Origin of the sequence: Leisingera sp. ANG-M7, from assembly GCF_000813965.1 — a bacterium.
Classification (GTDB): domain Bacteria; phylum Pseudomonadota; class Alphaproteobacteria; order Rhodobacterales; family Rhodobacteraceae; genus Leisingera.
Window position 1 is genome coordinate 349,644 of the sequence record NZ_JWLI01000007.1, and the last position, 18,624, is coordinate 368,267.

Annotated in this window: 16 protein-coding genes; 10 read left to right on the forward strand and 6 right to left on the reverse strand. The window is 60.7% G+C overall.

Annotation, left to right across the window (positions count from 1 at the left end):
* Window positions 1–233 precede the first annotated feature (233 nt).
* The 3 genes from RA26_RS11745 to RA26_RS11755 form a co-directional block, all read right to left on the reverse strand.
* Window positions 234–1,490: a capsular biosynthesis protein gene (locus tag RA26_RS11745; protein ID WP_039183880.1), complete on the reverse strand. Its 1,257-nt coding sequence runs from the start codon at window positions 1,488–1,490 to the stop codon at window positions 234–236.
* Complete coding sequence (locus RA26_RS11750; RefSeq protein WP_039183881.1) at window positions 1,487–2,932, reverse strand: hypothetical protein; 1,446 nt, start codon at window positions 2,930–2,932, stop codon at window positions 1,487–1,489. Before RA26_RS11750 ends, RA26_RS11745 begins: the two co-directional genes overlap by 4 nt.
* Window positions 2,933–3,064: 132 nt before the next feature.
* Window positions 3,065–3,679, reverse strand: a complete 615-nt coding sequence (locus RA26_RS11755) for a response regulator transcription factor (protein ID WP_039183882.1) — start codon at window positions 3,677–3,679, stop codon at window positions 3,065–3,067.
* A gap of 247 nt (window positions 3,680–3,926) precedes the next feature.
* Here RA26_RS11755 and RA26_RS11760 point away from each other — a divergent pair, with 247 nt between their 5' ends.
* From RA26_RS11760 to RA26_RS11775, 4 genes are all read left to right on the forward strand, one after another.
* Entirely contained in the window at window positions 3,927–5,318 is a 1,392-nt protein-coding gene (locus tag RA26_RS11760; protein WP_039183883.1) for a WecB/TagA/CpsF family glycosyltransferase, read from the forward strand.
* A 23-nt stretch (window positions 5,319–5,341) separates the two neighbouring features.
* Window positions 5,342–6,229, forward strand: a complete 888-nt coding sequence (locus RA26_RS11765) for a UTP--glucose-1-phosphate uridylyltransferase (RefSeq protein WP_039183884.1) — start codon at window positions 5,342–5,344, stop codon at window positions 6,227–6,229.
* A 102-nt stretch (window positions 6,230–6,331) separates the two neighbouring features.
* Window positions 6,332–6,838: a molybdopterin-dependent oxidoreductase gene (locus tag RA26_RS11770; RefSeq protein WP_039183885.1), complete on the forward strand. Its 507-nt coding sequence runs from the start codon at window positions 6,332–6,334 to the stop codon at window positions 6,836–6,838.
* A gap of 511 nt (window positions 6,839–7,349) precedes the next feature.
* Window positions 7,350–9,416 carry a PAS domain-containing hybrid sensor histidine kinase/response regulator gene (locus tag RA26_RS11775; RefSeq protein ID WP_241482635.1) on the forward strand — a complete coding sequence of 689 codons (2,067 nt, stop codon included), beginning with the start codon at window positions 7,350–7,352 and terminating at the stop codon, window positions 9,414–9,416.
* Here the strand turns inward: RA26_RS11775 and RA26_RS11780 are convergent.
* Window positions 9,413–10,609, reverse strand: a complete 1,197-nt coding sequence (locus RA26_RS11780; RefSeq protein WP_039183887.1) for a polysaccharide biosynthesis/export family protein — start codon at window positions 10,607–10,609, stop codon at window positions 9,413–9,415. The genes RA26_RS11775 and RA26_RS11780 overlap by 4 nt on opposite strands.
* A 201-nt stretch (window positions 10,610–10,810) precedes the next feature.
* Here RA26_RS11780 and RA26_RS11785 point away from each other — a divergent pair, with 201 nt between their 5' ends.
* From RA26_RS11785 to RA26_RS11800, 4 genes are read left to right on the forward strand one after another with little or no spacing between them, the layout of a single operon-like run.
* Window positions 10,811–12,046, forward strand: coding sequence for an oligosaccharide flippase family protein (locus RA26_RS11785; protein WP_039183888.1), 1,236 nt, complete (start codon window positions 10,811–10,813; stop codon window positions 12,044–12,046).
* A gap of 3 nt (window positions 12,047–12,049) precedes the next feature.
* Window positions 12,050–12,973: a glycosyltransferase family 2 protein gene (locus RA26_RS11790; RefSeq protein WP_039183890.1), complete on the forward strand. Its 924-nt coding sequence runs from the start codon at window positions 12,050–12,052 to the stop codon at window positions 12,971–12,973.
* A gap of 20 nt (window positions 12,974–12,993) precedes the next feature.
* Window positions 12,994–13,992, forward strand: a complete 999-nt coding sequence (locus RA26_RS11795; RefSeq protein ID WP_039183891.1) for a glycosyltransferase family 2 protein — start codon at window positions 12,994–12,996, stop codon at window positions 13,990–13,992.
* On the forward strand, window positions 13,989–14,978 hold the full coding sequence (locus RA26_RS11800) for a glycosyltransferase (protein WP_039183892.1): 990 nt from the start codon (window positions 13,989–13,991) through the stop codon (window positions 14,976–14,978). Before RA26_RS11795 ends, RA26_RS11800 begins: the two co-directional genes overlap by 4 nt.
* Window positions 14,979–15,047: 69 nt before the next feature.
* Here RA26_RS11800 and RA26_RS22965 read toward each other — a convergent pair whose 3' ends face one another.
* Entirely contained in the window at window positions 15,048–15,218 is a 171-nt protein-coding gene (locus RA26_RS22965; protein ID WP_193747608.1) for a hypothetical protein, read from the reverse strand.
* A gap of 351 nt (window positions 15,219–15,569) precedes the next feature.
* Entirely contained in the window at window positions 15,570–15,869 is a 300-nt protein-coding gene (locus RA26_RS11805) for a hypothetical protein (RefSeq protein WP_152612588.1), read from the reverse strand.
* 386 nt (window positions 15,870–16,255) lie between these two features.
* On the opposite strand from RA26_RS11805, the gene RA26_RS11815 reads away from it, so the two are divergent.
* On the forward strand, window positions 16,256–18,304 hold the full coding sequence (locus RA26_RS11815) for a type VI secretion system Vgr family protein (RefSeq protein WP_039183989.1): 2,049 nt from the start codon (window positions 16,256–16,258) through the stop codon (window positions 18,302–18,304).
* Between the two features lie 46 nt (window positions 18,305–18,350).
* The gene (locus RA26_RS11820; RefSeq protein WP_039183895.1) at window positions 18,351–18,608 is read left to right on the forward strand and encodes a PAAR domain-containing protein; all 258 of its coding nucleotides are present in this window, start codon (window positions 18,351–18,353) and stop codon (window positions 18,606–18,608) included.
* Window positions 18,609–18,624 lie beyond the last annotated feature (16 nt).

The window sequence follows — 18,624 nt, forward strand, 5'->3', positions numbered from 1 at the left end:
TGCTAGCACTCACGAACGACATAGCCGCCCCGGACCAGCCACTCGATATGGGTCCCTGATGCTGCAGTGCAACCCGTCGAACCAGCCGTTCGCCTCAGCCGCAATTTTCCCGGAAGCTCGTGCTCACACAATGCGGGGCAAACCGGTCTTTCGCCACAGTCACGCGATCGATGCTGAAGTTGCGACGACATCAGCGGGCCGGGCGAATTTTCCGGCAGGAAACCGCTGCTGGCCTAAGCCGCCCCGGCTTCGCGAAGATGCACGCCCAGCAGGATCAGGCCTGGCCAAAGCATATAGGCTTCGATTTCAATGTTCTCCCCGAAAGAGAGCAGCACCATTGTCATCAGTATTCCCAGCGGCAGGCGGCCCCGCATGTGTTTTGCTGCATCCGCCATGACAAAGCCGATGTGCCAAACCAGCGGAATAAGCAGTGCGGCAAAACCGGCAGCACCTTTGACGAACAGCAGTCCGTACCAGGTGTGATGGCTGCCGATGGGCATGTATTCAACGGCATGGGAGCCAGGCTGTACCGTGCCGTGACCAAACCAGAAGGCTTCGGTCTGCCAGCGCTCGCTGGCGATCCGCTGCAGTGTTTCACGGACCCGGGTGCTGTCGGCCCTGGCACCCTTGAATGCGGCCACTGCATCGCCAGCCAGCGCCGCCAATGTACTGCCGGTCACCGCCAGTGAGGCCGTTAGCCCTGCCGTTATATGCCAGGCCCAGCCGCGCAGGATCAGGGGCATCATGCGCGGCGCAACTGTACAGGCCACCAGCCCCACCAGCCCCATTCGGGACTTTGACGCCAAAATCATCAGGACCCCGGCAGCCGCGCCTGCCAGCATCCACTTTCGGTTTTTCTCTTCCAGCGCAAACAGCACCATGATGACCCCCAGCAGGGCCGCGAAGGGCGACCAGGGGGCATAGAATTGCCAGCGCGGTGTCCAGCTGGCCGGATCATAGGTGAACAGGTAAAGGCTGAAATACTCCGGCCCCGGCCCGCCAACTGCCTTCAGCGGTGAGGTGAAGATACGTTCGGGAAGGCCAAGGTAGGGCGCTGCCAGCAGGACTGGTGCCAGCGCCAGGGTCCACGCCCCGATCACGCACTGACCGCGGATCAGAACTTCGCGGCGGATCGGCAGCACCGCGCCGACCAGCGGGAACAGCGCCAGCAGCGCCCAGCCCTTGGCCCAGCCGATCGAGGACTTGATTGTCTTCTTGAGACCGAGCCCCCAGTCGAGGTGACCGATCCACAGGGCCACCAGCATAATCGCCATGCCGATGATCCAGGCCCAGATCAGCACCGGAACCGGACCGGTTGCACGCAGATCCGGCCGGAACGCCGGGCCAAGGTAGAGAGCCAGTACCGCTAGCGCGCCGAGAACCCAAGCCAGAACCGGACCCACGACGTACAGCGCACCAACGGCGTAGAAGGGCCAAGTCAGAACCATGGAGCGGTAGATGATCCGCTCTGCCGGGTTTTGCGGGGTCATGCTTCGGCTGCCTTGGGGGCGGCCAAAAGTCGGCCGATGACCGCGGATCTGATCCAACCCAGCATCAGCGCGATCAGCAGCATGAAGGTGGCCGCGGCCCCCGCGGCCAAGGCGATTTTTCGGTCGGGCGACGAGGGACGTTCCGGAAGGGACGGGTTTTCAAGCACCTGAACCAGCGGGTAGGAAGCATAAACATCAGATTTCGTCGATTGGGCGCGGGCGATTGCAGAAGCGAAAACTGCTTCGGCGACGGAAAAGTCGCGCTGCAGATCCTTCAGCCGAGCCGCACTGGCAGATAGCTGCTGCAGCCGGGTCCGCTCCGACACTAGCCGCTGTGACAGAGTCTGGTACTGCCGGGCTGTGCCCATGCGTTCTGCGTCCATCCGCACAAGCTGAGCCAGCAGCTCTGCCCGCGCTCCGTCCGGGGCCAAATCAAGCCTCTTCAGCTCGTCAATTTGGATACCTGTCACTGCCGCTGCCTGTTGGCTTGCACTGAGTTCCGCCGCTGCCTGAGCGGCACGGGCGGCTTGCACCTTGGGGTGCCCTTCGCCGTAAGACGCACGGGCTTCGGCCAGTTTTGCAGCATGGATGGCGCTTTCTTCCTCAAGAGCGAGGAAGTCTGCATCGGCAAAAAGTTTCAGGGTTGCGGCCGCGGCGGAGGCCTGGATGCCCAAGGTTTGCTCAAGCGCGGCAACGCTTTGTGTCTTTTCCTCAAGAATACCGGCAATGTCCTCAACCCGGCCTTCCAGTTGGCGAGTGTCTTCGACCATTGCATCGAACTCCGCGCCAGACAGCAGTCCGGAGGACTTCTGAAGTTTGCCGATGTCAGAGCGTGTGACCGCTACAGAACGCTGGTAATCACCAATCGCGGCCAATCCGCTGTCTTCGCGGGTGGCCTGCTCATCCTTACGCAGTGCGTCCAGTTCTTCGAAGAACGCCTGGAGCAAGGCATCGCCGCGCTGCTGGGCATCTTCGGCACTGGTGCCGGTCATCTCCACATGGATCAGGCTGGTCTGATCCACCAGCCGGATCCGCGGTTTGCCGAACTCAATGCGTGTCAGCCCCATCGTGCCAGCAGCCGCGGCGAGGATACGGTCGGCACCGATCAGGCGCTTGAATGTTTCTGTCGGGCTGACAGAGTTGCTGGCAAAAGCCGAATTGGCGTAGGAGGACGCCTGCCCGATGCCATTGAGGTTCATCGAGGCTGAGGCACCTGACCCCGGCAGGATGAGCGAGGCATGCGATTTGAAGGCAAGCGGTGCGGTTTGCAAATATCCGTTGATCGGCGCCCATATCAGCGCCAGCCCAAGCAGCAAGAATGCCAGGTAGCGGCGGATGCGGCTGGTGTCGCCCAAGCGCCCGCCGACGATGATGCGGCGGAGTGATATCCGGTGCCAAAGCCGCCGCGGAGCATCAAATTTTCCGGCAAGTTTTTGCAGCATGTCAGTCTCCTTCAACCAGAGACTATCCCGGCCACCTGCCCGCTGCGCCTGCGCGCAAGGTTATCCCGATGCGCATCCGTATTCGCGGCTATCCGATGGAGTAGGTTTCTGTACTGCGCCCCTTGCAGGTAGTCAGAACAGCCCGGCCTCGCGCGCGGCCAGTGCTGCCTGAGTGCGGTTAGCAACTTCCAGCTTTCGGTACAGCGTTTTCATGTGCAGCTTCACGGTCGGTTCGGTAATGTCCAAATCGCGGGCGATTTCCTTGTTGGACTTGCCTTCGGTCAGGCCTTTCAGAACCTGAAGCTCGCGCGGCGAGAGTTTTTCCGCCAGCGGGTGGTCCAATTCCGGATCTGCGGCTGTCATGAAATCAATGGGTGCATACTGCTCCCCCATCGCCATGAACTTGACTGCATTGATCATTGATTTTGCCGGCAGGGTCTTTGGCACAAACCCTGCGGCGCCGGCCTCAAGCGCCTGTTCAGCGATCTGGCGGGTGGCAGCACCCGACATCAGCGCAACCCGCTGCCCGTTTCTCATGGCCATCGCCCGCTTGAGTCCAGCCAAACCGTTCATACCAGGCATGTTGAGATCCAGCAGGATGAGATCAAAGGGATCTTCGGTCTCGATCAGCTTGCAAGCCTGATCCAGATCCGCCGCGGTGCTGGTCTTGATGGAACCTTGGCCTTCCAGGAACAAAACAAGCGTATCGCGCAGCAGGTCGTGGTCGTCGGCTATCAGTACTCTCATAACATGCTCCTAGATCCCTACATCTACACGTAACGCGTGAATGCGGCGCTTGCACGGCAAAAGTCGCGCGTATTCGCCGCAGCTTGGAAAGCATTTGGATAGTTTCTGATCCGGGCGGATAGGTTCGCACGCCGCAAGGCAAGCCAGGGTTTCCAACGGACCTGCGACCTGTCCTCCCGCTCCGTTGAGAAGAGCGGCCGCCTGCAACAGCCTGAGAGCAACCAATGACAGCTCAAGGACTTAGCAGATGACACTTGCATATTCTTCTTCCAGTTTCGGTGCTGCGCCTGCGGTCAAAGCCGAAATTCTGAACACGGCTTACCTGCCTGCGCTGGACCTCCATCTGTTTGACAGCAGCACTGATCAGGCTGTTGCCAAGCTGCTGTCGCCTGGCCGCCGGCGCGTTTTCTTCATGAACGCGCATTGCTGCAATATCCGCCGCCGAGACCCGCACTATGCCGAGGCTGTCGCCGGGGCGGATACCCTTCTGCCTGATGGCATCGGAGTTGAACTGGCGGCCAAGTTCACCGGTCATTCGCTGACGGCCAATTTGAACGGCACCGACTTTGTTCCACAGCTGTTGCAGCGTGCGGCCAGCATGGGCAAATCGGTCTACCTGTTCGGCGGGCGGCCGGGAGTTGCGGATGCAGCCGCGGCGCGGCTGGTCTACGACATTCCCGGCCTACGTATTGCTGGCACCCGCGACGGATATACCGGAGCGCAGGACACCAGGGCGGTTGTTGCTGACATCAACGAAAGCGGTGCCGACATCGTTCTGGTCGCGCTTGGCGTGCCAATGCAGGAGCTTTGGCTGCACCGCCATGCTGATGATCTTAAGGCCGATCTTACCCTTGGAGTGGGTGCGCTGTTCGACTTTTTGTCGGGCTCGGTTGCACGGGCGCCGGAACCGGTCAGGGCGGCAAGGATGGAGTGGGTCTGGCGGCTGGCGATGGAGCCGCGCCGGATGGCACGCCGCTACCTGACCGGTAACGTCAGCTTCCTGGCACATGCCGGACTGGCTGCGCTGCGGCAGAAGCGCCTCGCCGACGTCCAGCAGCGCGCGCTTGATATCACAGTTGCACTTTCGGCGCTGCTGCTGCTGTCACCCTTGCTGCTGCTGGCAGCGCTGGCAGTAAGGGCAGACAGCAAGGGGGCGGCGATTTTCAAACAGACGAGAGTCGGGCTGAACGGCAAAACCTTTACCATGTATAAGTTCCGCTCGATGACGGCTGATGCCGAATCCCGGCGGGCGGGGATTCTGAACGTCTCAGACCGGGACGGGCTTTGCTTCAAGTCTCGCCAGGATCCGCGGATCACCCGCGTCGGCCGCTGGCTGCGCCGGACCTCCATTGATGAGCTGCCGCAACTGCTCAACGTGCTGCGCGGGGATATGTCTATCGTCGGCCCCCGCCCGGCACTGCCGTGCGAGGTTGCAGATTACCCGCCCCGTGCGCTTGGCCGCCTGAGGGTCAAACCGGGCATCACTGGGGTGTGGCAGGTGTCAGGCCGGGCCTCTGTCGGCTTCAAGGAAATGATCGAGATGGACCTCAGCTACATTCAGGCGCGCTCGCTCAAGCTGAACCTCCAGCTCATTCTCAGAACCTTCGGCGCGGTGATTTCCGGCCGCGGCGCTTACTGATCCCTCACTTCAGGAGATATACAATGACACATATTCGCAAAGCTGTTTTTCCCGTAGCCGGCATGGGAACCCGTTTTCTTCCCGCCACCAAATCCATCCCCAAGGAAATGCTGCCGCTGGTGGACCGTCCGCTGATCCAATACGCGGTGGACGAAGCTCGCGAAGCAGGAATCGAAGAGTTCATCTTTGTCACTGCCGCAGGCAAAGGAGCATTGGAGGACTACTTCGACACTGCCGCCGCGCTGGAGAACACATTGGAAGCACGCGGCAAAACAGCGGCTTTGGCGGCCATCGCACGGACCCGGATGCCGGAAGGCGCCCTGTCTTTTGTGCGCCAAAGCAAGCCGCTGGGCCTTGGCCACGCTGTGGGATTGGCCGCACGTCTGGTTGGGGACGAACCCTTTGCTGTGCTGTTGCCCGATGATGTCATTCGCGCGCCGCGCGGGGCGCTGCGCCAGATGGTGGAGGAGCATGCCGTGAGCCGCGGCCACATGGTGGCAACCATGAAAGTTGCGCGCGAGCAGACCTCTTCCTACGGCATCCTGGATGTCGCTAGGGAGTACGGAAAACTCGCACACGCCCGGGGGATGGTTGAAAAACCGGATCCTGCGCTGGCGCCGTCAACACACGCCGTCGTTGGCCGGTACATTCTGGAGCCTTCGATTTTTGAGGCTCTATGCACCATTTGCCCGGGCGCTGGCGGAGAGCTGCAACTGACGGACGCCATCAACGCGGACCTTCCCACAGCCGGCGTAACCGGGTTCCGGTTTGACGGCGAACGGTTTGACTGCGGCAGTGTACAAGGATTTGTGCAGGCGACGGCGGCCTTTGCTCTGGACCGGCCGGAACTGGCCCACGAATTGTCCGGCTTTCTTGCCGGGCGTGTTGCCCCGGTTCCGCGGGCGGCATGAATGCGGGACCTATTCGAAAGGATAGGCGGGTATCCGTCTAACCTTTTGGCGCCCGCGCCGCGCCGTGTCATATCTGGCTCAGCCAGCAAAGGAGGCCGCGCAATGCTTTTTAAAGCGCTCAAGATAGTTGCAATTTCCGTGTTCGCCGCGCAGCCGCTGGCAGCGGAACATCTGGGCCAGCCAGCCGGAGAGGTAGTGCTGACGGTATCTGGAGCGCCGAAAGCGGAAAACGCCGGGGAAGCGGCGCATTTCGATCTGGCCATGCTGGAAGGACTGGGTGCCGTGGAGTTTGAAACGTCCACAATCTGGACGCAGGGAGTGCAGCATTTTGAAGGCGTGCCGCTGGATCAGCTGGTTGACCATCTGGGCATCACCGGAACCACGCTTCGGGCCACCGCCATCAACGACTATTCGGTGGACATCCCGCTGGCGGATGCTGTCGAAGGGGGCCCGATCATTGCCTACAAGCACAACGGCGAGGAAATGTCGGTGCGTGACAAGGGGCCGCTCTGGATTGTTTACCCTTATGACAGCAAAACCGAATATCAATCAGAGGTGGTTTATTCCCGCAGCATTTGGCAGCTCGACCGCATCGAAGTGATTGAGTAGCGAGCGCTGAATCCAGCGCCTTTGGCTTGGCTGCCTGCATTTGAGGATGATGGCAATGGCCGGCACAAAACGCAGAAAGATGTGGTTACAGGTCACTGCCTTTGTGCTGCCAGCCCTTTTGGGCCTGGCAGCCATTGCCTTTCTGGCGTTGAATGTGTCCCGCGATATCACGCGGCTGAACTCTGCCAGTTCCGACAACATTCAATGGAACCTGTCTCAGACCGAGGTGGAGTTTCTCCAGTTCGAACTTGAACTGGCGCAGGCGCTGCAGGGCGACAGCCCGGATACTCGCAGCCTCCGGCGGAAGTTCGACGTCTTTTTCAGCAGAATACGCACGCTGCAGCAGGCATCCATCTACAGCGATTTGCGCGCAGTGCCGAAGTTCGCGGCCAATCTGGCGGCGGTTGCAGCCTTCCTAGACCGCGCCGTCCCTGTGATTGACAGCGATGAAGGTGCCTTGCTTGCCCTATTGCCTGCGCTGGAACAAAAAACCGGGGCTGTCCGCCCGGATGTGCGGCGGCTGTCCGTTTCCGGCCTCAACTATTTTGCTGTGGAGTCCGACTTCCGGCGCGAGGCTTTTTCGGGCACGCTGATGCATTTGGCGATTGCCATTGCCGCGCTGGTGGCAGCGCTCGCCGTGCTTGCCTGTTACCTGGCTGTGCTGAACGCTCAGAACGTGCGGCGCAGGACACAGGTCACCGAAGCCAGTGAGCGGATGAACATCGTGACAAACACGTCTCTTGACGCGGTGGTCGTGGCGGATACGGCAGGGCGCATTACGGATTTCAATGCCGCTGCCGAACAGATTTTCGGCTATTCCGCGAAAGATGCAGTGGGTTGCGATCTGGGGGAGCTGATTGTGCCTGAACATCACCGGGCTGCGCATCAGGCCGGTATGGCCCGCCTGCGCGCAACGGGCGAAAAGCGTGTTGTGGGAAGCGGGCGCTTCAAGCTTGAAGCGAAACGGGCGAACGGAGAAGTTTTTCCCGTGGAGCTTGCCATACAGGCGGCGGACACCAAGGATGGGGAAATCTTCATCGCATTCCTGCGTGATATTTCCAGTCAGGTGCAGGCAGAGGCCGAGCTTGTTCTGGCCCGCGACCGTGCAATGGCCGGCGAGAAAGCAAAAACCGATTTTCTGGCCACCATGAGCCATGAGATCCGAACCCCGTTGAATGGGCTGCTGGGTAATCTGACCCTTCTCGAGGAAACCCGGCTTAGTGCCAAGCAGTCCCGCTACATAAGAAACATGCAGACGTCCGGCAAACTGCTGATGAGCCATATTTCGGATGTTCTGGACATTACCAAATTCGACGCGGGCAAACTGCGGCTGCACATGGTGGACATGAATATCAGCACACTGCTGAAAGACATTGTGGACAGCCTAAGCGGTGCAGCGGCGGGCAACGGCAGCACTTTGGAGTGGGGCTGGGCAGGGGCGCCACTCAACTGGGTTCACGCGGATCGGGACCGCATTCAGCACATTCTGATGAACATCGTCGGCAATGCAGTCAAGTTCACGAAAGACGGGCGGATATCCATCACCGCTCAGTCCAGTGCCGCTGACGAGGGGAAGACCATTCTGCAAATTTCGGTGCGGGATACTGGTACAGGCATCGACCCGGGCCTGCTGCCGCATATCTTCGATGATTTCGCGACCGGAGACAGCTCCTATGACCGGGAAGTCGGGGGAACCGGACTGGGTCTGGGGATTGCCCAGCGGTTTGTGAAAGCGCTGGGTGGCCGCATCACTGTCGAAAGCACTCCGGGTGAAGGCAGTGTCTTTAATGTCAGCTTGCCTGTTCAGGCCATTGCGGCACCTGAGCCGACGGCGAAGGCCCGGTTTGCTGCACCTGCCAGGAGGCGGGCAAATGTCCTGCTGGTGGAAGACAACGAGATCAATCGCCATGTCGCCCGGGAGATGCTGACAGCACAGGGGCATTTTGTGACCGAAGCGCACAATGGCCGGGAAGCGGTCGAGATCGCAGAAGAAACGGGCTTTGACCTGATCCTAATGGATATCAGCATGCCGGTCATGGACGGTCGCAGTGCCGCACGGGCGATCAGGACCGGCGGCGGCGCGTCAGCGCGCACGCCGATTATTGCCGTGACAGCAAACGCGATGGCCGAGGAGCAGGAAGCCTTTCTGAAGGATGGCATGAATGATGTGCTGACCAAACCTTTGACACGTGAAGGCCTGTTGCAATTGATTGCAGACCACCCTTCCCCGGCTCCGTCAGCACCGGCAGGAGCTGCACTGCGGTCGCAGCAGCTTATTGAACTGGAGGAAACGGTTGGTGCAGAAGCTTTGCTCCCCCTCTTGAACCGCTTTGCAGCTGAAATGGAAGCCTTCCTCAAAGGTCTTGAGAACGGGCAGGATTTGGCTGCGAACGAAACCGCAGTCGAAGCCCACCGGATTGCCGGCAGTGCAGCGACCTTTGGGCTTCCGGAGTTGCGAAGTGCTCTGATCCGTCTCGAAAAAGCGGCGCTCAGCCAGGACATTCAGGCGGCGGAATACGCGCTGAGCCCTTTGAGGAAGGCCTGGACCGCCACCAAGCCGGTGCTCAACCTGACTTAGTAGTTGAAGGCGCCGATGAGGCGGCCGACCTCTCCCAGATTAGTGATTGTGCTGTCATAGCAGGCAATGGCATCCCCGGGCAGGAGGAAGGGGTCATAATCGTCCCGGTCAGCGCGGCGCAGCAGGTCTTCGATCCTCCGTTCGATCACAACCGACACTTGGGTGACCGGGTTTCGGGAAAAAAGGACGGAAGAGCGGTGCGCGCTGGTGGCGCGAGCGCCGCCTACGCAGTTGGTGTCCACCACCGCCTGCAGGTACCGCGTGCCATAGGGAAACTCACGCACCTCGCGGCCAATAGCAGAAAGCGCGTTGCCTGCTGCCGGCTGGGTGAGGTTCGACAAGAAAAGTGTCACCCCCGGCGGGCTGATGGGGCTGGGCCGCATCAGGTCTTCCTGGAAGCACCCGCGGCTGGGCACATGCACCTGGTCGCCTGTGAGCAGCATGATGTCGACGGCGTTCTGGCCTTCGAACACTCCACGCATGTCCAGCAGGTAGAGGCTGCTGCCGCGCCGCACCTCGACTGCCGAGATATCCGCATCCGGGCGCACCCCGCCTGCCGCACGCAATGCCGCTGACAGGTTGCGCGCCTCGGTCGAGGCCCCCAGCGCGCCCTGCCTGCGGGAATCCACTTCGTCACCAGGCACACCGCCGATTTCCACGGCTTTAGGCTCAAAAACAGCTCCTGAAACACCCACCGTGACTGAGGCAAAATCAGCGGCCCGGACCGACAGACGCGGCCGGTCAGAGTAGAAGTCTTCGGCGATCAGTTTCGCGGCAATGTCATTCTCAATCTGGATGGCCGTTCGGCCCTGCGCGCGGATCGGTGAAAGGAAGGGAAGCTTCAGCGTGCCATCCCGCGAGATCACATAGTCGCCGTTGAAAGTTTCATCATCGCCGATACGCACGTTCACCAGATCATTGCGGGTGAACCGTTCTCCCGCAAGTGCAGCCTGCGCAGTTCCGGCTCCCTTACCGCCGGTTCCGCCGGCAGCGGGGCGGCACCTGGACTCATTCATTGTCTGAGACTGCAGAAAACCGGCTTCGCTGCGGGACACCACCGGTTCACGGTATTGTGCCTGATACCCGTCACCAGAGGCAATTGGCTCCAGGTTGTCCGGCGGATCGATTTGCGCACAGCCGCTCAAGGACAAGACCGCCAGAATTGCCGTTCCATTTTTGAGGGGCTTTATCATTCTACTGCTCACGCGATCACTGCGGGTTGTACCGGTGATACGGAATTCGGCCTCAGCGGTCGAGAGCCCGTTGATATTGCGGTGCTATCCGTTCGGATATGCGACAGTTCTGTTGCACCGTTGCCCTGTCCCAGGGGGCAAGGGACAGCAGGTTCGCACACCCGGTATGACTTGATCCAACAGCCCTTTGGACAGGTCCCGATGCCCCGTACCTTGCAAATTCCCTCCTTCGCAAAGAACCTCTTGGCCTACGGCGCGTCTGAGGCGGCAGCCAAGGTATCGCGGCTTCTGGTGGTTGTCGCGGTGGCACGCACGCTCGACCTGGATCAGATTGGCATTGCCGCGGCGGCACTGGCGGCGGCTGATATTGTCAAATCGCTGACGGAAAACGGCGTCATTCAAAAGATCATCGCGGCCCCGCAGGCTCAGCTGCAGCAGACCTGTGCCACCGCGCACCGCATTTTCTGGGTCTGGTGCGTCGGATTGTTTTTGCTTCAGTCGCTAGCTGGGCTTGTGCTTTTTGCCAGCGGCGGCAGCGCCATGCTGCTGGCACTGGTGCTTCTTCTGGCAGGTGAATACCTGTTCATGCCCGCCGGACTGGTGCAGGCAGGCCTCGCCATGCGGGCAGGAAAGCTGCGCCAGACTGCCGCCATTTCGGGCACGCAGATCGTGGCGTCAAACCTGTTGTCGGTGTTGCTGGCGCTGATTTGGCCTTCTGCCCTGGTGCTGGTGCTGCCGCGCCTGCTGACCGCGCCGTTCTGGCTGATTGCCATGCGCCGCCTGCACCCATGGAACCCGGATCCGTCCCAAGGCTATGCGCCGCTACGCCCGTTCTTAGCCTATGGATGGGCGGTTCTGGGCGTCGAACTGGTCAAGGCGCTGCGCCTGCAGGCCGACAAGGTTATCGTGGGCGCCCTGATGGGGGCAGAGACGCTTGGCCTTTATTTCATGGCCTTCAATGCCGGTCTCAGCCTGTCCAACTCCTTCACCGTGGCTTTCTCCACCGTTCTGTTCCCGCATCTCTGTGCTAGCGCGGACAAGCTGCAGGCGCTGCGTCAAAGCGTGCTGCTGGCAATCGGGATCATCGCACCGGCTGTCATCGCGCAGTCGCTGCTGGCCCCGCTCTATGTCCCAGTCCTGTTCGGGGCGGGCTGGGCAGGCATCGAGGGTGTTGTGTCGATCCTTTGCCTGGTTGCGATCCCGACCACGCTTTGGTCCGCAGCCGCTGGCTGGCTGCGGGCAAACGGCAAGCCAGGCCAGGAATTCCGGGTCACGCTTGCCACCACTGGGGCGCTGATCCTGAACACCTGCCTGCTTGCACCCTACGGCTTGACAGCCGTTGCCGCCGGCTATGCCGCCGTCGCCGCGCTGATGATGACCCTGGCATCGCTGCCCACCCTTTCCATGGCCTTCCGCCACCGCACCGTTGAGGTTTGAGACATGCCGTATTTCTCCGTAATCATTCCCAGCTTCAACGCTGCCGCCACAATCCTGAAAACCCTGGCTGGGCTCCAGGCCCAACACTGCACCGACTGGGAAGCGGTCGTGGTTGATGACGGATCAATGGATGAGACCCGCACCCTGGTGCGGCACGCGGGCCGGTCGGATACCCGGATCCGGCTGGTCCGCAACCCAGGAAAAGGCCCCAGTGCGGCCCGCAACTTCGGCGTTAAGGAACATGCCCGTGGCGCCGTGGTTGCGTTCTGCGATGCGGACGACATTTGGCATCCCGGAAAACTCACTGGGCTTTCGAGCTGTTTCAAAGACCGGTCGGTGCATGGTGTCTTTGGCCAGATCGGCTTTTTCCGCACAACACCATCGGATGCTCATGTGTTTTCAACCGTGCCCGAGAACGATGTGACAATCAGCATGCTGCTGGGAGAAAACCCGATTTGCACTATGTCGAATTTTGCCGTGCGGCGCAGCGTCTTTGCTGCGACCGGCGGCTTCGACGAGGCAATGGTCCACAACGAAGATCTGGAGTGGCTGATCCGCCTGGTCGGCGGCGGCGCGCGGGTGACCGGAATAGACAGCCTGCATACCTACTACCGAACTTCCGTTGGCGGATTGTCGACAGATCTTGAGGCAATGCGGGCAGGCCGTGAACAGGCAATTGCAACCGCCGCCGGTTTTGGTGTGGTTCCAAGCGCCGCCTCTCATGCCACTTACCACCGCTACCTTGCCCGCCGGGCGCTTCGTCTGAATGGGGCTCCGGCTTATGCGCTGAAACAAGCTGTGTCCGGCATTCTCAAAAGCCCGCGCGGATTTTTCTCCCCGTTCCGCAGGGGCGGCCTTACATTGGTCGGCTCACTGCTGGCGCCGTTCCTGCCCCGGCCGCTGCGCCGGAACCTGTTTTCCCGTTAACTTTTTCGAGGTTCACAACCATGGCCTTCACATCAATTGTCGTTCCAGCTTTCAATGCCGAGAAAACGCTCGTTGACACTCTTCTTTCCTTGCAGAGGCAAACCTGTACGGAGTTTGAGGTCATTGTGGTCAATGACGGCTCCACAGACACAACCGCCGCGATTGCTGCGGGCTTTTGCAGCGACCCGCGCTTTCGCGTGATTCACCAGAAAAACCGCGGCCTTGCTGGAGCGCGCAACTCGGGTATTGCTGGCGCACAGGGCGATGTAGTGGCGTTTTGCGACGCAGACGACATGTGGGAGCCGGGAAAGCTGGCCCGCCATATCAGCCATCTGGAGGCCAAGCCCCATGTAGGCATAAGCTATGCCGGATCTGCTTTCATCTCAGAAGATGGCGCCCTTACGGGCCAGTCGCAGCGGCCGCGGCTGCAAAACATCGACGCCAAACACATTTTCAAGCGCAACCCGGTCGGAAACGGATCTGCGGCCGTGATCCGGCGGGCAGTGTTTGACGAAATCGCCTTCCGGCCCCGGTCCGAGACCGAGCGCGACTGGTATTTCGACGAGACTTTCCGCCAATCCGAGGACATCGAATGCTGGCTGCGGATTGCCTTAACGACCAACTGGGCATTCGAAGGGATCCCGGGCCTGCTCACACGCTACCGGATCAATTCAGGCGGGCTTTCGGCGGCGACAGACCGCCAGCTTGCCGCGTGGGAGCGGATGGTTCGAAAGCTCTCAAAGTTTAACTCCGGTTTCTTTGCGGAAGAAACAGAAGTGGCGCGGGCATATCAGATCCGCTACCTCAACCGTCGCGCCATCAGTGATCTGGACAGCAGCCGCGCTGTACATCTTGCCAGGGTGTGGCTTGCCTGTTCCCTGCGGCCGCTTTGGGAGGAGCCGTTGAAGTCCGTGGCAACCCTGGCGGCGACTGCGCTGCTTGCCGTGACTGGGCCGAAGGCTTTGCGGAAAACAATGGACCTGGCCGCACGGGCACACCGGACCGAGGCTTTGACATGAATGCTATTCGCGTAATCCATCTGGTTGATGACACCACGGCAGGCGGTGTGATGCGCGTTGTCGGCCACATGATGACAACGCCTGATCTTACGCGCGAGGCTGATCACAGTTTGCTGGAGGTTAAACGGAACAGTCTTTGTATAGGGCGGGTGGAAGCTGATGTGATCATTTCGCATCTTGCAATAAGCTGGCGCCTTCTACCCTTGCTGGCCGCATTACGTGTCTTGAACCCCGCAGCGCGGCTTGTTCATGTCGAGCACAGTTACACCAAGTGTTTCACCGTAATAAATGTAAGACGGAAACGGCGGTTCGGCGCTCTACTCAAACTTTCATATGCCCTTTTCCACGATGTCGTTGCCGTCAGTGCAGCGCAGGGGAAGTGGCTGAGGGATGAGGGCTTCGTGCGGCCGGACGCTCTGCATGTCATTCCCTCCTGCGTTGATCTGTCTGCTTTCCGGAAACTGGCACCGCCAGAGGGCGCGGTGAAGACAATCGGTGCCATTGGACGGCTGGAACCGCAGAAGGGGTTTGATATCCTGATCAAGGCTTTCCGCGAAATCAGCGACCCCGGCATTGCCCTTCATATCTTTGGTCAGGGGGCGGAGGAGAAGCCACTCCGTGACCTCGCCGCCGGGGATCCCCGAATACATTTTGAAGGCTTTTCTTCTAACCTGGTTGGGGCCATGGCCAGTCTTGACGCGGTGATGATGCCATCGCGATGGGAGGCCTACGGGCTGGTTGCGATTGAATCCCTGGCAGCAGGACGCAGGCTGCTTGTCAGCAACGTCGATGGGCTTACGGATCACTTACCTCATGGAGCCGTATTGGTTGACGGCGCAGGAATTAAACCATGGCAAAGCGCACTAGAAGAGCTTTTTGCAGCACCGCCGAGACCCCGCGGGCCAGGGTACACTCACAACTTTGAAAGTCATTTTTCCGGATGTTGGAGAACGCTGTTCTTGCTCTCTGGCATTGCGTCACAGTGAAGGAGTTCACCGGCGGGCAGTGTTTTTTGAGTGCCGAGAGTGAACTGCACGGATCTGAGAACGCTTTCCTTAGCTTCGATTTGGCCGGCGTGTTTTCAAAGTTCCCGTGGAATGCGGAGGCAAGATACCGCGTTCGAGCGCGCGGCGCGTCTTCAGGAACCGTTCCAGGCGCTGCCGTATTGCCCGCCGGTCTTTGTCGGCATTGTGGAACTCTGCTTCGATGAATTTGATCTTAGACATAACTGTTCCTTTCCCGGTGCGCCGCGCCGTTTGGCTCCCGATTGCACATCTTGCGTTCGGGGAATTGAAGGAAAGAACCTGGCCAAGTTTGCGCTTCAGTCCTGCTGAACAAGGACGCTTTGGTCAACTGAGCGAACTAGTCGGAGCGAGTGCGTCATCACCGATGTCGGGACCACTGAAAAATGCCATTGGTGCCAGCGGCCGCTATGTAAGTCATTGTTTTTAAATGACCGCATCTGCGCAAAACTAGCCAGGGCGGCTTCTCTGCCACTTTCCACGGGATTATCTGCCATCGAAAGTTCAAAAAAGCCGCCCGAAGGCAGCAATCTGGGTGGTGCATGCGTTGGGACGTCAGATTTCAAAGGAGTCCGGCAGGTCCGCCCTTCGACAAAGAAACGCGCCCAGAGTCTTCGGGTCGAAAGCCGGTTTAACATCGTGAGCAGCCAGCATCCGTTTCAACTGAGGATGCTTGCATTTCGCCTCTATCAGAAGGCTTTTGAAGGTCGCATATCTGCTGCGGAAGCAGGCCATGGCGGCTGGCATGACCCACGCGTCTTCTTCGCCAGGATCGCTGACAGATTTCAGAACTGTCCCGTTGTACTGGCCTGAGTTCAGCCGCTTACCAGCAGCCGATCCGATGCCCAGCATCATGAACGCAAGACCGGCGCTCATGCCGGGCCGGCCGCGGAGTAAGGGATTTCACCTCCCGCGGATCGACCAGGAGGCAGCTGAAGCCGGGCTCACTTTCGAACCGCATGACCCTCTGCAGTCGGCCGCCAAACACAGTGGAAAGGACCAGCTGCATTTTCTTCCGGCTGATTTCAGCGCTCTTTGCCAGGCAGACCTTGCGGCGTCAGCTGTTGCGGGCGGCACGGACTGAATATTGACCTCCCGAGGTCTGATCCTGACGCGGTTAAAGCAATGAGCTCCCTCCTGCCGCAGTTGCCGGGTAATTCCCCCTCGCTGCGGCTTGCCTGTCTCTTGACCCTTGTGCGGAAACCCTTAGTGTCCAGCACAACTTTTAAGGGTTTTATTTGATGAACGCATTTGTGCAAGACGCCCGGCTGGGGCGTCTGAAAACCGTTTTGGGGCCGGAAGCGCTGGTGCTGATGCGCTTTGACGGAACCGAGGCGCTGAACGGGCTGTTTGACTATTCCGTCGAGGCGCTGGCCACACGGGATGATCTGGATTTCGATGTGCTCCTGGGCACCCATGCCACCGTCACGATCGCCGGTGCGGAAGGGCCTGCGCTGTTTGACGGCATTATCACCGAGGCCCGCTGGAAAGGCCCGGGTGAGAACGGCTGGCGCTATGATCTGCGGCTCCGGCCTTGGTTCTGGCTGGCCGGAAAACGGCGCAACCAGCGGATCTTTCACAATAAAACCGTGGTTGAGATCCTGCAGGAGCTGCTGGCGGACTACGGCCATCTGGGCAATCCGCATCTGGAAACCGCTCTGAGCAACGACTACCCGGAGCTGGAATACACGGTGCAGTACCGGGAAAGCGACCTGGATTTCGCCCGTCGCCTGATGGAGCGGTTCGGGATCTCCTTTCACATCCGCCACCAGGAGGCCAGCCACACGCTGGTGCTGACGGACGACGTGCTGAACCATGCGGAAATCCCATCCCGCCCCTATTACGGCGCGGCCCAGAACCAGGGTGCCACGGGCGAGCATTTCTGGGCTTGGGGGCCGGAGCGGCGGCTGACGACGGGCGCAACCCGGCTCACCGATTACAACTTCAAGACGCCGATGGCAGCGATGGAAAGCGACCGCATCGGCGATGCGCAATATGCCGAGGGTCAGCTGGAAGCTTATGATTATCCCGGCGATTACCCGGATCTGGGACGCGGCAAGACGGTGGCGCAGCTGCGCTGCGAAGAGGAGCGCGGCCAGGATGCGCGCCAGTTCGCCAGCGGCGACATCACCGGTTTGCGGCCAGGCGGCGTGGTGCCGCTGGGGGGCGGAGATGCAGTGCCCGGCGACGGCGCCAAACACCTTTGCCTCTGGGCCCGCTATTCTTTTGTCAGCCAAAGCTATGGATCGAACCGGGAAGGCGCCCTGGCGGACCGCCCCTTCACCGCCGACTACCGGCTGATGCCCGTGACCGCCCCGATGGTGCCGCCGCGGGTGACGCCGGTGCCGGTGGTGCAGGGCCCGCAAACGGCCGTGGTGGTTGGCGAGGGCGAGATCGACTGCGATGAGCACGGCCGCATCCTGGTGCATTTCCACTGGGACCTGGAGAAGGCGCATTCCATGCGCTGCCGGGTCAGCCAGAACTGGGCCAGCCAGGGCTGGGGCGGCATGGTGATCCCCCGCATCGGCATGGAGGTGGTGGTCGAGTTCCTAGAAGGCGACCCCGACAAACCGCTGGTGACGGGATGTGTGTACAACGGGCGCAACAAGCCGCCTTACCCGCTGCCGCAGAACAAGACCAAATCGGTGTTTAAGACCGACACCCACAAGGGCAGCGGCTTCAACGAGCTGACCTTCGAGGACGAGCGGGATCAGGAAAAGATCTATATGCACGGCCAGAAGGATCAGGAGATCGTCATCGAGAATGACCGCTCCAAGACCATCGGCCGCGATGAGAACAACGCCATCGGCCGCGACCGCACCCAAAGCGTCGGCCAGGACGAAACCCTGTCGGTGGGCCGCGACCAGCGCGAAACCGTGGGCCAGGACGTGCTCTACAAGGTCGGCCGCAACCAGCAGGAGGAATACGGCAAGGACCATGTGCATGTGGTGGGCAATATCCACAAGCAGGATATCTATGCCGACCATCTGGTGCAGATCGGCCGCAACCACGAGGAAACGGTGTTCGGCAAATCCACCCTCAACGTGACCGAGGCGATCACCAACAACACCCGCAGCCACACGCTGATGGCGTTTGAGAAGTTCACCATCAAGGGGCCGGGCGGCAAGATCACCATCGATGCGAGCGGGATCACGCTGGAGGCCGCCAGCATCAACCTGAAAGGCGCGGTCAGCATGGGCGGCAGCGGCGGCGCCCAGGTGCCCGCCCTGCAGAACGCCGCCCGCGAGGCGCTGCCGCTGGTCGAAGAATGCGTGAAACAGAAGGATTGAGGCAGATGGCGCGCCCAATCTCCGGTCCGCCGCAGGAGGCAGTGCCATGCAGCCGGTAGCCCGGATCGGAGACACCCATGCCTGCCCCAGATGCCGAAGCTGCAAGATCGTCAGCGGCGGCAGCGCCACCGTCGACGGCCGCCCCGTCGCGCGCGTGGGCGACAAGACCAGCTGCGGCGCAGTGATCACCGCCGGGTCGTCCATGTCAACGGACGACGGCCGCCCCATCGCCTACGTGGGCTCCCCGACCTCCATAGGCGGCACCATCGCCAGCGGATCGCCAAACCACAAGGTCATGCCGTGAGGCGCCCCTCTGTCAC

What these genes read in the sequence shown, in the direction of transcription:
- RA26_RS11745 (WP_039183880.1), bottom strand. Translation starts at nt 1,490, where the DNA reads ATGACCCCGCAAAACCCGGCAGAGCGGATCATCTACCGCTCCATGGTT.
- RA26_RS11750 (WP_039183881.1), bottom strand. Translation starts at nt 2,932, where the DNA reads ATGCTGCAAAAACTTGCCGGAAAATTTGATGCTCCGCGGCGGCTTTGG.
- RA26_RS11755 (WP_039183882.1), bottom strand. Translation starts at nt 3,679, where the DNA reads ATGAGAGTACTGATAGCCGACGACCACGACCTGCTGCGCGATACGCTT.
- RA26_RS11760 (WP_039183883.1), top strand. Translation starts at nt 3,927, where the DNA reads ATGACACTTGCATATTCTTCTTCCAGTTTCGGTGCTGCGCCTGCGGTC.
- RA26_RS11765 (WP_039183884.1), top strand. Translation starts at nt 5,342, where the DNA reads ATGACACATATTCGCAAAGCTGTTTTTCCCGTAGCCGGCATGGGAACC.
- RA26_RS11770 (WP_039183885.1), top strand. Translation starts at nt 6,332, where the DNA reads ATGCTTTTTAAAGCGCTCAAGATAGTTGCAATTTCCGTGTTCGCCGCG.
- RA26_RS11780 (WP_039183887.1), bottom strand. Translation starts at nt 10,609, where the DNA reads ATGATAAAGCCCCTCAAAAATGGAACGGCAATTCTGGCGGTCTTGTCC.
- RA26_RS11785 (WP_039183888.1), top strand. Translation starts at nt 10,811, where the DNA reads ATGCCCCGTACCTTGCAAATTCCCTCCTTCGCAAAGAACCTCTTGGCC.
- RA26_RS11790 (WP_039183890.1), top strand. Translation starts at nt 12,050, where the DNA reads ATGCCGTATTTCTCCGTAATCATTCCCAGCTTCAACGCTGCCGCCACA.
- RA26_RS11795 (WP_039183891.1), top strand. Translation starts at nt 12,994, where the DNA reads ATGGCCTTCACATCAATTGTCGTTCCAGCTTTCAATGCCGAGAAAACG.
- RA26_RS11800 (WP_039183892.1), top strand. Translation starts at nt 13,989, where the DNA reads ATGAATGCTATTCGCGTAATCCATCTGGTTGATGACACCACGGCAGGC.
- RA26_RS22965 (WP_193747608.1), bottom strand. Translation starts at nt 15,218, where the DNA reads ATGTCTAAGATCAAATTCATCGAAGCAGAGTTCCACAATGCCGACAAA.
- RA26_RS11805 (WP_152612588.1), bottom strand. Translation starts at nt 15,869, where the DNA reads ATGATGCTGGGCATCGGATCGGCTGCTGGTAAGCGGCTGAACTCAGGC.
- RA26_RS11815 (WP_039183989.1), top strand. Translation starts at nt 16,256, where the DNA reads ATGAACGCATTTGTGCAAGACGCCCGGCTGGGGCGTCTGAAAACCGTT.
- RA26_RS11820 (WP_039183895.1), top strand. Translation starts at nt 18,351, where the DNA reads ATGCAGCCGGTAGCCCGGATCGGAGACACCCATGCCTGCCCCAGATGC.